General features: G+C 65.4%; 14 protein-coding genes. 2 read left to right on the top strand and 12 right to left on the bottom strand.

The annotated features are described in order from the left end of the window. Positions 1–157: 157 nt before the first annotated feature. The 6 genes from AB5Y70_RS11525 to AB5Y70_RS11500 all read right to left on the bottom strand — a co-directional run bounded on the left by AB5Y70_RS11525 (position 158) and on the right by AB5Y70_RS11500 (position 5,446). Positions 158–373: a YdcH family protein gene (locus tag AB5Y70_RS11525; RefSeq protein WP_005313020.1), complete on the bottom strand. Its 216-nt coding sequence runs from the start codon at positions 371–373 to the stop codon at positions 158–160. A gap of 276 nt (positions 374–649) precedes the next feature. Continuing rightward, complete coding sequence (locus tag AB5Y70_RS11520) at positions 650–1,240, bottom strand: hypothetical protein (RefSeq protein ID WP_039039859.1); 591 nt, start codon at positions 1,238–1,240, stop codon at positions 650–652. Positions 1,241–1,251: 11 nt separating this feature from the next. Then, positions 1,252–2,598 carry an MATE family efflux transporter gene (locus AB5Y70_RS11515; protein WP_010674075.1) on the bottom strand — a complete coding sequence of 449 codons (1,347 nt, stop codon included), beginning with the start codon at positions 2,596–2,598 and terminating at the stop codon, positions 1,252–1,254. Positions 2,599–2,720: 122 nt separating this feature from the next. After that, entirely contained in the window at positions 2,721–4,544 is a 1,824-nt protein-coding gene (locus tag AB5Y70_RS11510) for a SulP family inorganic anion transporter (protein WP_039039857.1), read from the bottom strand. A 70-nt stretch (positions 4,545–4,614) separates the two neighbouring features. After that, positions 4,615–5,199: a nucleotidyltransferase family protein gene (locus AB5Y70_RS11505; RefSeq protein ID WP_043155221.1), complete on the bottom strand. Its 585-nt coding sequence runs from the start codon at positions 5,197–5,199 to the stop codon at positions 4,615–4,617. Next, complete coding sequence (locus tag AB5Y70_RS11500) at positions 5,189–5,446, bottom strand: GNAT family N-acetyltransferase (protein ID WP_041212700.1); 258 nt, start codon at positions 5,444–5,446, stop codon at positions 5,189–5,191. Before AB5Y70_RS11500 ends, AB5Y70_RS11505 begins: the two co-directional genes overlap by 11 nt. 154 nt (positions 5,447–5,600) lie before the next feature. Here AB5Y70_RS11500 and cysM point away from each other — a divergent pair, with 154 nt between their 5' ends. Next, positions 5,601–6,491 carry a cysteine synthase CysM gene (gene cysM / locus AB5Y70_RS11495; protein WP_010674079.1) on the top strand — a complete coding sequence of 297 codons (891 nt, stop codon included), beginning with the start codon at positions 5,601–5,603 and terminating at the stop codon, positions 6,489–6,491. 15 nt (positions 6,492–6,506) lie between these two features. On the opposite strand, the gene AB5Y70_RS11490 is transcribed toward cysM, so the two are convergent. Genes AB5Y70_RS11490 through AB5Y70_RS11475 form a run of 4 tightly spaced genes read right to left on the bottom strand, consistent with a single transcriptional unit; the run spans position 6,507 to position 10,254 of the window. Next, entirely contained in the window at positions 6,507–7,691 is a 1,185-nt protein-coding gene (locus AB5Y70_RS11490; RefSeq protein ID WP_111896656.1) for an iron-containing alcohol dehydrogenase, read from the bottom strand. 16 nt (positions 7,692–7,707) lie between these two features. Beyond that, a complete protein-coding gene (locus tag AB5Y70_RS11485; protein ID WP_041212703.1) occupies positions 7,708–8,235 on the bottom strand; it encodes a hypothetical protein in 528 nt (175 codons plus the stop codon). Then, positions 8,225–8,815 (bottom strand): TetR/AcrR family transcriptional regulator, encoded by a 591-nt coding sequence (locus tag AB5Y70_RS11480; protein ID WP_043155215.1) that lies wholly within the window; start codon positions 8,813–8,815, stop codon positions 8,225–8,227. The genes AB5Y70_RS11485 and AB5Y70_RS11480 overlap by 11 nt, the downstream gene beginning before the upstream one ends. 8 nt (positions 8,816–8,823) lie before the next feature. Then, positions 8,824–10,254, bottom strand: coding sequence for a coniferyl aldehyde dehydrogenase (locus AB5Y70_RS11475; protein ID WP_043155212.1), 1,431 nt, complete (start codon positions 10,252–10,254; stop codon positions 8,824–8,826). Positions 10,255–10,466: 212 nt separating this feature from the next. Between AB5Y70_RS11475 and AB5Y70_RS11470 the strand changes: the two genes are divergently transcribed. After that, complete coding sequence (locus AB5Y70_RS11470) at positions 10,467–10,760, top strand: hypothetical protein (protein WP_041212706.1); 294 nt, start codon at positions 10,467–10,469, stop codon at positions 10,758–10,760. Positions 10,761–10,814: 54 nt separating this feature from the next. Here AB5Y70_RS11470 and AB5Y70_RS11465 read toward each other — a convergent pair whose 3' ends face one another. Together AB5Y70_RS11465 and AB5Y70_RS11460 are read right to left on the bottom strand one after the other, a co-directional pair. Further along, complete coding sequence (locus tag AB5Y70_RS11465; RefSeq protein ID WP_029314241.1) at positions 10,815–11,264, bottom strand: C40 family peptidase; 450 nt, start codon at positions 11,262–11,264, stop codon at positions 10,815–10,817. A gap of 106 nt (positions 11,265–11,370) precedes the next feature. Next, positions 11,371–12,285: a hydrogen peroxide-inducible genes activator gene (locus tag AB5Y70_RS11460; protein ID WP_010674086.1), complete on the bottom strand. Its 915-nt coding sequence runs from the start codon at positions 12,283–12,285 to the stop codon at positions 11,371–11,373. Positions 12,286–12,425: the final 140 nt, after the last annotated feature.

Raw genomic sequence — 12,425 nt, 5'->3', positions numbered from 1 at the left:
GGGTGAAACAGGTATGACAAAGCGGGCCATTGGCCCGCTTCGTTTTCCGGTGCCAAGGGAAGTGGCCGTTGCCGCGCCTCGTGAGCAGCCAACAAAAAGCCCGGCGTCGGGCCGGGCTGGCAGGATAAGTTGCTTATCCAGGTATTCGTCGAGGCGTCTAGTGTGGATGTTGTTTGAGGATGTCGTATATCTCCTCTTTCAGTTTAAGTTTCTGTTTTTTCAGATCCTTCACCTCGGAGCTGTAGTCGCTGGCGTGGTGTTTCTCCAGCTTCCTGATCTCCGCATCCAGGTCGTTGTGCAAGTCAAACTTCTTCTGGAAATGGACATCACTGCTCTTCAGTTTCGAGATGAGATCTCTGTACTCCGGAAACATGTAATGAAGCCTCCTTGTTGTCGTTTGATTGTGCCTGCAAGACCAAAGTACCCCTTACTGCCGGGGAGAAACGTGATCCCGATCCAATTCGGGGCCACGGAATTGCTGCATGGGAAGGGTGATTTTTAACTGTTTGAATTACATGATGATTGCCTGCTGACCCAGGGGCAGCAGAGGAAAGAAGCGGGATCCGCTTCACATTCGGGAGAGGGGGTCTGCAACGGGGCGGGCAACAGAAAGGGGCGCGAGGCCCCTGACTGGAAACGGGTGAGCCGTTTACTCTTTTTTCTTTTTCTTCTCGGGCAGGGGCTTGCCGTCTCTGGCAATCACCTTGCCTGCCTCGAAACCGATCTGCGCCGCCAGCTCTTCCAGATCCGGCGCCTTGGCCTCGTTGCCGATGGCGTACTGGTAGTTGGCGATGGAGATCTTCTCCGCCACCGGTGTGCCCGGGACGATGGGTTCGCGCCAGCCCTGACCGATGTGGGCCACCAGGGTGCCGTTCATGATGAGCTCGCCGACGATCTCCTGGGTGGGGATGCCCTTGCCGTAGGTGAGGCCCTGCGGGTGCTTCTTGCCGACCAGGGGCTCTTGGCTTGCGGGCATCAGCTTGGTGCGGATCAGCCACTTGGGCGATTTGGTCTTGCCCACCGCCTTGCCGGTCTGGTACTCGTTGATCTTGATGGTCTTGATCATCTGGGCCGTGAACTCCTTGGTCAGGGCCTTCTGGGCTTCGCTGGTCTCGTCGATGACGATGGGGGCCACATACCAGGTCTGGGGAGCCTGCGCCTTGGGGGTCGCCGGGGCGGTTTGCGCCATGGCGAGCGGGCTGAGCAGGATGGCCGTCAACAAGAGTCCGATTTTCTTCATGGTGATTCCGCTTATGTTTCGACAAGAATTTTGTTTTGCCAGCGACGACTGCGCCAGCGCCAGAACATGGCCAGACCGCGCACCCACTCGTCGCAGGCGAGGGCCAGCCAGATGCCTACCAGGCCATAGCCCTGCATGATACCAAGGAAATAGGCCAGGGGAACGGCAATGCCCCACATGGAGACGAGCGCCATGTAGAGCGGGAAACGGGCATCCCCGGTGGCGCGCAGGGCGTTGATCACCACCAGATTGAAGGTGCGACCGGGTTCGAGGATGAGGCTGATGAGGAAGAGCTGCGCCACCTGGGTGATGATGTCGGCGTCGTCGGTGAACAGGCTGATGATGGCGCGACCGTTGAGGGCGGCGGCGATGGCGATGGCGGCGGTGACGATGAGGCCGAGTTTCAGGCTCTTCATCAGTTGGCGATAGGCCTGATCGAAGCGTCGGGCCCCCGCCAGGTGGCCGATGATGATCTCGTTGCCAAGGCCGATGGAGAGGCCGAACAACAGGATGAACAGGCAGATCTGGAAGAAGTAGGACTGGGTCGCCAGCGCCTTGTCGCCGAGCAGGCCGACGAAGGCGGTCACCACCATGAACTGCAGCATCCAGGAGAGGTTCTCCCCCGCCGCCGGCAGACCGATGTGCAGTACCTTGTCCAGCATGGCGCGGCTTGGGCGGACGATCTCGGGCAGACGCAGCCGGATGCCGGTCTTGCGCGCCACCAGCCACACCAGCAGCACCACCCCGACGATGCGCCCCGCCACCGTGCTGATGGCGACCCCGGCGACCCCGAGCTGGGGCAGGCCGAACCAGCCGTAGAGCAGCAGCAGGTTGCCGACGAAGGTGATGAGGTTGACGATGAGGGTCACGTACATGGCCTGGCGGGTGTGGCCGTGGGCACGCAGGGTGGCGGCCAGACAGAGGGCCGCCGCCTCCGGCAGCAGGCAAAGCCCGATGATCTGCAGGTAGAGGCTGCCGTCGCTCATCAGGTGGGCAGGCAGGTTCATCAGCGCCAGCATAGTGCCGGCCCCCGCCATGACGCCGACCGCGGCCACCAGTCCCACCAGCAGGTTGAAGCCGATGGCGGTGTGGATGACGACGCGGGCTTTTTCCTTGTCTCCCGCCCCCAGATACTGGGTGATCACCACGCTGGTGCCGATGCTGACGAAGCTGAACAGGGTGATGGCGAGATCGAAGACCTGGTTGCCCACCGCGAGGGCCGCCACCCCCTGATAGGAGACATGGCCCACCATGAAGGTGTTGAGGGCCCCGGTCAGAAAGTGGAGGGCCAGATCGATGAACAGTGGCCAGGTCAGGGCGAAGAGGGAGCCCGGGCCCGCGTGGGATTGAGTCTGCATGGGATATCCAGGTGCTGGCGATGGCCCTCGTCAGGGCCAACTGGAGGGGCATTTAACACCAAGCGGGGGCGGGGTGCAATCCTGGTCGCAGGAGGAGGGGGCCTGTGACCAGGGGATGTCTCTCAGACCGGCGTGGCGCCGGCCTCCTGCTCGCTGGGGCGGGTGAGGCGCGCCGAGTCGGGCAGGTCGTCATCGTGCGGCCAGCGGGTGAGCAGGGCATCCGTGGTGCTCTCCACCCCCTCGTCGTCCCGGAACACCGGCTCCCGGTAGCAGCGGGTCATGCGCAGGGCCTGGTACATGTCGGGGCAGAGGATGATGCCATCCTCGCCGACCCGGATCCCCGCCTGTTTGAACCACTGGCTCATCTGGCCGTGCCGACCGGCCATCACCATGTGGATGCCGCGCCGCTTGAGCTCCTTGTGCAGCTCTCCCACCATGCTCATGACGCTGATGTCCTGATGGGTGAAGCAGGCCACCGCATCCACCACCAGGCACCTGGGATTGTGGGGATCCTGCACCAGCAGTGCCAGCACCCGCCGCTTGAAGTAGGGGGCGTTGAAGTAGGTGAGCGGGGAGTTGAAGCGGTAGACCAGGATGCCGGGAATCGCCTTGGCCTGCTCGTTGTCTCCCAGGGTGCGCACCACGCCCTCGTCGTCCATGCCGAGCAGCTGGTCGGTGGGGCGCATCACGTTGCGCAGGAACTGGAACAGCCCCAGCAGGACCGCGAGGGTGATGCCCGGAATGACCCCCATGGTGAGCACGCTGACAAAGGTCACCAGGGCGAGCCAGAAGGCGGCGCGGTCCGAGTCGCGCAGAGCCCAGAGGCCGCGAAAATCTGTCAGCGACAGGGAGGCCATCACCAGCACCACCCCGAGGGCGGCGGTGGGAATGTATTGCAGCGGCGCCGTCAGGTAGAAGGTGACCAGGGCGATGACGGCGGCGGCGATGATGGAGACCAGCTGGCTTTTGCCGCCGTTGGCGTCGTTGACCGCGGTGCGCGAATCCGCCCCGCTGATGGCAAACCCCTGGGAGGCGGCCGCCGCCAGGTTGGCCATGCCGAGGGCCCTAAACTCCTTGTCCGCATCAATCTCGTAGCCGTTCTTGGCGGCGAAGCTGCGGGCGGTGAGCATCATGGAGACGAAGCTCACCATGGCGAGGTTGAGGGCGGGCAGCACCAGCTCACGGATAAGCCCGGGGGGAAAGTCCGGCATCTGGAAGGCGGGCAGCCCCGAGCCGATGGTCCCCAGGGTGGCGATGTCGACGCGGCCGAGATTGAACAGCCACACCAGGGCCGCCGTCACCACCATGGCCACCATGGAAGAGGGCCAAGCCGGTCTGTAGCGCTTGGCCAGCAGCAGGGTGAGCAGGGCCGTCAGGCTCATGGCCAGGGTGGGCAGATGGGTCTGGGTAATGTAGCTGGTGCCGTTCAGGATCCGCTCTATCAGGTAGCGCTCGCTGAAGGTGAAGCCGAAGATCTTGGAGAGCTGGCCCACCATGATGGTGATGGCCACCCCGTTGAGCAGCCCCATCAGGATGGGGCGGGAGAGAAAGTCTGCCAGCACCCCCAGTTTGAAGCGGCTGGCGATGAGGCACCAGAAGCCGGTCATGGCGGTCATGGTCATCACCAGTTGCCAGTGACGGGTGGGATCCCCGGCGGCGAGCGGCGTTACCACGGCGGCGATCACCGCGCAGGTGGCGGCATCCGGACCGACGATGAGCTGACGGGAGGTGCCAAAGAGGGCGTACACCACCATGGGCAGGATGCAGGAGTAGAGGCCGACGATGGCGCCTACCCCGGCGAGCTCCGAATAGGCGATGGCCACGGGCAGGGCCACGGCCGCGACCGAGAGGCCAGCGCGAAGATCCGGCATCAGCCAGGCCCGCTGGTATTGCAGCAAGGCGGCGAGCCCCGGCAGCCAGCGCTCGAGAGAGAAGAAGTCGCGCATTATTTAACCCATTGAGTTACAAACATCTTTTTCTTAGTGTGCCCAAGGTTGTCGACCCTTTGCAATCCGCTCATGGCCAGTTCACCACAAGGTCAGGCCAGATGCGTTGCCACCCCTTGGCCCTGACCCGTTCGCTAAAGATACGGCTCTCCTGGCGACAGCGCGGATTGGGGCTCACCACCAGGGACCAGTTGGGGGCAAAGCCGTAGGGGGCCAGCCACTCGAACGTATCATCTGCCAGCAGGCGGACCCCGATGCAGGTGGGTATCTCCACCCAGTGGCTGAGGGCCGAGAGGGAGCTGGCAAAAGGAGGCACCTGCTGGCGCAGATGCATGCGGGCCTGGTTGCGCACCTCCCACAACTGGCCCGGCATCCTGGCGGCGAGCCAGGCTTCGTGATCGGCCTCCTTCAATCCAGTCGGATCAGCGCTGTCCAGATAGATAAGATCGATGTCGTTGAGCGGGGTGGGTTCGGCCTTGTGATGGAGGTGATCCCAGATGAGGCTGCGCACAAACCCCGCCCCCAGGGCCCAGTCGGGCAGGGCCAGCTCCCGCGCAGCCCGGAGGCAATCCATGCGCGGGTGATCAGCCCGCAGCAGGGCCTCGGTGCAGGCCCGCAAGTGCGCCTCCCGCAGCGCCCCGGCTTCAACCGGCATTGCGGCGCAACCAGACGTCGATGTAGCTGCAGCTCGGCACTATGGTGAGCCCCTCAGAGAGGGTCCAGTCGTAGAAGCGGCGGGCCAGCTTGTCGGCAATCCCCTGTCCGCGCAGCTCGGGGGGAACCTGGGTGCTGTAGGCGTCCACCGTGGTGGCGTCCAGCCGGCGATAGGCAAGGCGGGAGAGCTTGCCGTCCACGGTGCAGACAAACTGCTGCTGATCGGCCTGGTGAAGGATGTCGCTCATCGGGAGTCCTCTCTGGGTGAATGGGAAGATCAGAACATGGCGGACAGGGTTTGCCAACGCCATTCTTTGCGCCCATGGCGGGCTCGCTTACACTGGCCGGCCTGCGAATGGTCGCAAGGCAAGGTATAGAACATTGAGAGAGGATGGATCCGTCATGGCCTTCGCCACCCTGGACGATCTGATAGGCAACACCCCGCTGCTGGCGCTGCGCCGCATCAATCCGCACCCCGGCGTCACCCTGCTGGTGAAGCTGGAGGGCAACAACCCCGCCGGCTCCGTCAAGGACAGGGCGGCGCTGAACCTCATCAGGCAGGCAGAGGCGAGTGGTCACTTAGCGCCAGGAGCCCGGCTCATCGAGGCCACCTCCGGCAATACCGGCATCGCGCTGGCCATGGTGGCGGCGTCCCGGGGTTACCGGATGCGACTCATCATGCCGAGCAACATGAGCCAGGAGCGGCGCGACGCCATGCAGGCCTACGGCGCCGAGCTGGTGCTGGTGGAAGAGGGCATGGAAGCGGCGCGAGACCTCGCCCTGGCCATGCAGGCGCGGGGGGAGGGGCTGGTGCTCGATCAGTTCAACAACCCCGCCAACCCGGATGCCCACTACCGCTCCACCGGCCCCGAGATCTGGCGCCAGAGCGGCGGGGCTGTCACTCACTTCGTCTCGGCCATGGGCACCACGGGCACCATCATGGGGGTCTCCCGCTACCTCAAGGAGCAGAACCCGGCGGTGGCGGTGATCGGCCTGCAACCGGCCGAGGGGAGCCAGATCCCCGGCATTCGCCGCTGGCCCGAGGCCTACCGGCCCGCCATCTTCGAGCCTGCGCGGGTCGATGGGGTGCTGGATGTGACACTGGAAGAGTCCCTCGTCATGATGCGCCGCCTGGCGCGGGAGGAGGGGATCTGCTGCGGTGTCAGCTCGGGTGGCGCCGTGGCCGGGGCCTTGCGGGTGGCGGCAGAGATCGGGCAGGGGGTGGTGGTGGCGATCATCTGCGATCGGGGGGATCGCTATCTCTCCACCGGGGTCTTCACCCCCGATGTCTGACGGGCAAGGGGCCCGTTACTCCCAGGCCCGCTCCAGCAGGGCCAGCAACTGTTCCCTGTCCGCATCCTTGCGGTTGTAGAGCAGGGCGCCGTCGTTGATGGCGAGATCCCGGATCCCGGGCAGCAGCGCCTTGTCGGTGAGGCCCGCCTCCCGCAGGGTGCGGGGCAGCTTGACCGTCTGCCACAGGGTATCGCGCAGTGCCTGCAACGCCTCGATGGTGGCCTGGGGTCGCCCCTCGGCCGGGGTCGCGGCAAAGCGCTCCGGCCCCACCAGGGGCAGCAGCAGGCGGGCGAGCTCGGGGTCGATGCCGGGCCGGTTGTAGTCGAGCACGGTGGGCAGGAAGAGGTTCATACAGAGGCCATGGGGCAGGTGGCAGCGCGCCCCCAGACTGTGGCCGAGGGCGTGCACCAGCCCCACCATGGAGTTGGAAAACGCCATGCCCGCCAGGGTGGAGCCCTCTGCCAGTTGCAGCCGCAGGCCCTTGTCCGTCGGGTGGGCCAGCACCCTGGGCAGGGCGGTGGCAATCTTCTCCACCGCCATCAGGGCCAGGGCGTCACTGACCGGGTTCTTGCCGTTGCCGATGAAGGCCTCGATGGCGTGGGTCATGGCATCCATGGCGGTGGCGGCGGTGATGGGCAGCGGCAGCCCCAGGGTGAAGCGGGGATCCAGCACCGCCAGCCGGGGCAGCAGGAAGGGGGAGGTGAAGGGCACCTTGCGCCCGCTCCCTTCGTCCTTGATCACCGCCACCAGGGTCACTTCGGAGCCGGTCCCCGCCGTGGTGGGGACCACCGCCAGGGGGTTGAGGGGACGGGTCAGGCAATCCGCTCCGGCATAGTCGAGCAGCCGCTCGCCCCCCAGGGTCGCCAGTATGTTCACCGCCTTGGCGGTGTCGATGACGGAGCCGCCGCCAAGGGCGAGCAGGCTGTCACAGCCCAGCTCCCGGTAGTGGCGGGCGATCCGCTCCACCACGGCGGTGGAGGAGTCCGCCGGGATCTCGTCCCAGATGGCGGCGACCGGCAACGCCCCTTCGGCCATCACATCGGCCAGCAGGGTGGCGAGCCCGCTGCCGCTGACCCCCTTGTCGGTGAGAAGCAAGGGGCGGCCAGCTCCCAATCCCCTCAGGGCATCCGGCAACTGTTCCAGTGCCTGTTCCCCCGCCATCAGCTTGACCGGGCAGAAAAAATCGTAATAACGGCTCATCCCGTTCTCCTCGTGTTCAACCGGTCAGAAGACCCAGATAGATGTGGCAGGCCCGCGCGAGCTTGCGATGCGGGTCCGGGTAGTGGCGAAGCAGGGGCCGCGCGATGAAGGCGGGCAGGATCAGGCTCTGCAACTGCTCAAGCGCTCGCACCAGGTGCATGGCCGCGTCGAGATCCCCCTCCACCAGCAGCCGGTTTTCGCAAAAGGCCTGGTTGATGCCGAGGCGAAAACTGAGGGCGCGAAAGGCGACGGCGGGGTGCTTGAAGCGCACCCGCAGGGGGTGGGGGCCGTCATGGGCACAGGTCGAATGCGCCCTGCCAGCCTCCTCACCGCAGTGCCAGCGCCCCGCGAACTTGTAGAGACTCAGCCCCCGGGTCATGCCGTTTACCTCGAGCCTGATGGTGAGGCCGTCCGGCAGGGGGGCAAGCTCGCGGCGCACCGCCTCGTCGACCCGGGCGGCGCGGCACAGAGTGCGGCCGATGATCCAGAGCAGGCTGCCAATCCAGAGGCGTCTGCCGGTGGCAAGCAGGGCGTCAGGGCGCATGGGAACCTCCGCTGATGGCGGACCAGAAGAGGGCGAAGGCGCTCTCCTGCCAGTGGGGGTCTTCTCCCAGTTCAGGCTGATCGACAAAGAGGGAGGCGCAGGCCAGAAACTGGCCCTGGCACACCTCCAGCATCAGTGCCGGCGGGGCCGACATCAGCTCGCCGCTGGCCTGGCCCCGGGCGAGCAGGCTCGGCAGAAAATGCAGGGTCTCCGCCAGGATCTGGCTGCGCAGGGGGCGGGCCAGCAGGGGGGAGTGGAAAAAGCCCAGCACGAACCTGAGCTCACGGGGGTGGGCCTGCATCCAGCCCATGGCCTGGTGCCAGTAGTGGCGGGCCTGCTCCTGGAGCGGCAGGGCGGCATCGGCCTCGGTGATGGCGGCGCCAAGGCGCAGCTTGATGTCCTGGTAGAGGCTCTGGATCAGCACCTCCTTGCTGGGAAAGTGATGAAACAGGGTGCCATTGGCCACCCCGGCCGCCTTGGCGATGCGGGCGGTGGCGGCGCCCTGCAGGCCATCCTCCGCGCACAGGGCCAGGGCGGCATCCAGGATCTGGCGGCGTTTGTCGGTCATGGTTTCTCGCATCTCGCCTCCTAGCGCAGGAACAGGGCCATCATCAGCCGCTGGTACCAGCGCCGATAGGGGGGATGAATGAGGGAGCCTGTGCTGAAGCGTCCGCGACGCAGCACGGTTTTCGCTTTGGAGAAGGTGAGAAACCCCTCGCGGCCGTGATAGTGGCCCATGCCGGAGGGACCGATGCCGCCGAAGGGGGCATCGTCCGCCGCCACCTGGAACAGACTCTCGTTGATGGCCATGCCTCCGGCGTGGGTCTCCCGGATGAGTCGGCGCTGCAACGTCTCGTCCAGGCTCATCAGATAGAGCGCCAGGGGGCGGGGCCGGGCCGCCACATAGGCCAGGGCCTCCTCGATGTCGTCATAGGGCACCAGGGGCAGCAGGGGGCCGAAGATCTCCTGCTGCATCACCTGGCAGTGGCCGGGCACCTCGGTCAGCAGGTGGGGCACCAGTTTGCGGGTGGCGTCATCACGGGCGGGCGTGACGCAGGGGTGGATCTGGGCGCCTGCCTGCCTCGCCTCCTCCAGCCAGGCGGTGAGCCGCTCGTACTGGGGGGGGTTGATGATGGCGCCATAATCCGGGCTCTCGAGCCCTTTGGGGTAGAGGCGGCGAAAATGGGCCTGATAGGCCTCGATAAAGGCCTGCTCCTGCCCCCTCGGCAGCAGCACGTAGTCGGGGGCCACGCAGATCTGGCCGGCGTTGAGGCTCTTGCCGAAGATCATCCGCTCCACCGCCAGGGCCAGGGGCATGTCGGGGGCGATGAGACAGGGGCTCTTGCCGCCGAGCTCCAGGGTGAGGGGGGTGAGCTGGGGGGCGGCGGCGGCCATCACCAGCCGACCCACCGCCGTGGAGCCGGTGAAGATGAGATGGTCGAAGGGGAGGGCGCTGAAAGCGGCCGCGATCCCCGCATCCCCCTCGATGACCACCACCTCGTCACCGCCGAGGGCCTCATCGAGCAGGGTGCGCAGCACGGCGTTGGTGTGAGGGGTGAACTCGGAGAGCTTGATCATGGCGCGGTTGCCGGCGGCGAGGGCGCCGATGAGGGGCCCGAGGCTCAGCATCACCGGGAAATTCCAGGGCACCATGATGCCGACCACGCCGAGGGGCTGATAGTGCACCTCGACCCTGGCGGGGGCCAGCAGCAGGCCGGAATGACGGCGCTCCGGTTTCATCCACCCCTTGAGCCGTTTCAGGGTGTAGTTGATCTGCATGACGCAGGGGAGCACATCGGCGATCAGGCTGTCGTAGTCGCTGCGCTGGCCGTAGTCCCGGGCCAGGGCCTGACACAGTGCCTGCTTGTGGCGCAGCAGCCCCTGCTTGAGGGCGTCAAGTCTGGCGCGGCGGGACGCCAGATCCGGCATGGGGGTGGCCTGGCAGGCCTGCCTGAGCCGATGCAGTTGCTCGGGGAGGGAGAACTTGTCCGGTGAGGCGGGGGTGACGGTGGTGTCCATGGCATGCTCCGCACGAAAAGTGACCGACTGATTAGTCGGTCCAAATCTAGCGATTCGTTGCCGACTTGTAAACCGGGCGAGGGCAGAGGGTGGCTGCCAGTGGGGAGCGTTGTCCGGAACTGTGTCCGGGCTCCCATTTTTGAGGCATTCGGATTGGTCTTCTATCCAATAAGGGGTAATTGTGGGTCACCAACTCGGAGGGAGAACCGCACATGACCAGGGAATTGCATAGCCTGCTGGCCCGGCTGGATGACGTGATCGCGCGCATGCCGGACAGTTTCAACACCTATGAGTTTGCCCAGAAGCTGGCGCTGCAACATCAGCAGGAGTATTTCGCCGCGGGCCACTCCCTGGCGGGCCAGGAGAAGAACCTGCTGCGCCTGCTCCACGAGAAGATTGCCCTGGCGCTGGCGAGCCATGAGGACGTCATCGAGGGGGCCCTGCTGCCCTGCATGACCCCCTGGGGAGAGCGCGCCACCTCGCCCCGCTGGCACCGCAAGCACTGACCCGGCAACAACATGAAAAGGCCCCTCGGGGCCTTTTCATGTTTGGGGTCGCACCTACTGGACCAGCCTGCGGGCCTGCCAGTAGCGGCTGTTCCAGTAGACGTTGTCGAGGCGCGAGCGGATCACGCCTTTGCTGGTGGAGGCGTGGATGAACTCACCTGCCCCGGTGTAGACCCCGACGTGGTACTGCTGCCAGCCGGTCTTGAAGAAGACCAGGTCCCCGTGCTGGAGACGGTATCTGTCCACCGGGCGGCCGAGGCTCGCCTGGGATTCCGTGGTGCGGGGCAGGGTGAAGCCCAGCACCTGGCTGTAGGCGAGCTGTGTGAAGGCGGAGCAGTCGAGACCGGCGCGGCTGGTACCGCCCATGCGATAGGGCACGCCGCGCCACTGCTGATAGAAGTTGTCGAATGCGCCGCTCTGGCGCACGGGAGGGGGAGGCTCCGGCGTGCTGGAGCAGGCGGCGAGAAGCAGGGCCAGCAGGGGCAGCAGCAAGGTGCGAAACATCTCAACTCCTTGATAGGGCACGGGGTTCATCATAGACGATGATCCTGCCTGGAACCTGAATGACAACGGCATTGAGGAGTGGCCGCCTGTGGGGGCTGCCACCGGATCACCCCGCCGGTTTGGGGGTAATGAGCGGCGTCAGCAGCTCGGCAATCTTGTAGAAGGTCTGCACCCGGGTGGTGCTGGGACGCCACACCAGGCCTATCTCCCGATAGGGTTTCTCCCCGGGCAGGGGAATGGCCACCAGGTCCGTGTTGTCGAGGATGCCCGCATCTATGGCCATCTGGGGCAGGAAGGTGGTGCCAAGACCGGCCCCCACCATCTGCACCAGGGTGTGCAGGCTGGTGGCGGCGAATGGGTTGATCTTGCTCTTGTCCCGCAGCCGGCAGGCGCTCACCGCGTGCTCCGTCAGGCAGTGCTCCCGCTCCAGCAGGAAGATGCTCTGGTTGGGCAGCTCCTTGTAGTCGAACGGCATGTGCAGGCCCGCCGCCATGTGGGAGGGCATCACCATGTGGAAGGGATCCTGGCCGACGGTCTTGCTGTGGAAGCCGCCGATCTCCACCGGCAGCGCCAGGATCAGCAGATCGAGCTGCCCCTGCTCCAGCTGCTTGAGCAGATTGGTGGTGGTGTCTTCCCGCAGCAGCAGCTCCAGATCCGGATAGGCCTTGCCGCACACCTGCAGCAGCTTGCTCAGCAGGAAGGGGGCGATGGTGGGGATGCAGCCCAGGCGCACCGTGCCGTGCATGACGCCCCCCTGCTGCTGCCCCAGTTCCATCAGATCCCGGGCGTCGGAGAGCAGGTTGCGCGCCCGCGCCACGATTTCCATGCCGACCGGCGTCATGATGAAGCTCTTGTGATCCCGCTCTACCAGTTGCAGGTTCATCATGTCCTCCAGGGTCTGGATCCCGGTACTCAGGGTCGACTGGCTGACATGGCAGGCCTTGGCGGCGCGGTTGAAATTCTTGTGCTCGTCCAGAGCGACCAGATACTGGAGCTGCTTCAGGCTGGGCCAACGTTGCATAGGAGAAACCCGATCGATGCTATCTATTTGATTTGATTAATCTACCATCGAGAAGCCCCGTTGTCGCCGACAAATCGGTGCCCCCTGGCAGGCGCACTGCCTCACGCACATGGGGTGGCCTGCGCCGATGGGCAGGCCAC

It is taken from the genome of Aeromonas sp. s1(2024), from assembly GCF_040908005.1.
Classification (GTDB): domain Bacteria; phylum Pseudomonadota; class Gammaproteobacteria; order Enterobacterales; family Aeromonadaceae; genus Aeromonas; species Aeromonas caviae.
This window is presented reverse-complemented; position numbering and strand designations above follow the sequence as displayed.